At 32.9% G+C, this 645-nt stretch carries 1 pseudogene; it reads right to left on the bottom strand.

Annotated features, from left to right (window positions below):
- Positions 1-645, bottom strand: a pseudogene (locus tag ON17_RS02625) (hypothetical protein); the annotation flags it as partial.

Below are 645 nucleotides of genomic sequence, written 5' to 3'. Positions count from 1 at the left end.
TGATAATAAGTTCTAGTTGTCCAACGATCACCGCCAGAAGCACAATCATTTCCGTCGATATACCAATCATCTAAGAAAACACCAGTTACATACGAATACCAATGTACATTGCCGTTTTCATCGTAAAGGGTTCTAGATGAACGGCCTAATTTGTTTCTAATTGTTTCAGCTTGGTAGGGATAGCCATATTTGATATAACATTGTTTTAGCCATGCAGTATAATCTTTTATATAGTTAGATAAAATATCTCTTTTTGGTTGTGTATCTTGACAAGTAATCCGATATATTTTATCTTCAGTTTCAAAAATATTTTCTAATAAATTAATAGTATGTGAAATATTAATTTTTTTATAAGCGGGGTCGGTGATAGTTATAGAACTATTGTCGCTTTTAGATTCTCTGTTATATTCTCCTTCATAAGCAGATAAATTGTTGGCCCTTTTCCAAACTTGGATAGCTTCGTAGGGATGAAGAGAACCTGGAAGATTAATTGTTGTTACTCTTTTTCCAATGTTGAACGTAAAAAGATAGATGTTTTTAGCGCCATTGGAAAGTTTTAAAAGATCGTCAATATTTCCTTGGTGAGGTTCCATGAAACGAATTCCATCGTCAAAATAAACGGCGTCAATATCAATTTCATGGAAA

Source organism: Poinsettia branch-inducing phytoplasma str. JR1, assembly GCF_000309465.1.
GTDB lineage: Bacteria > Bacillota_I > Bacilli_A > Acholeplasmatales > Acholeplasmataceae > Phytoplasma > Phytoplasma pruni.
Note: the sequence above shows the minus strand (reverse complement) of the source record. Positions and strands in the feature narration are given on the sequence as shown.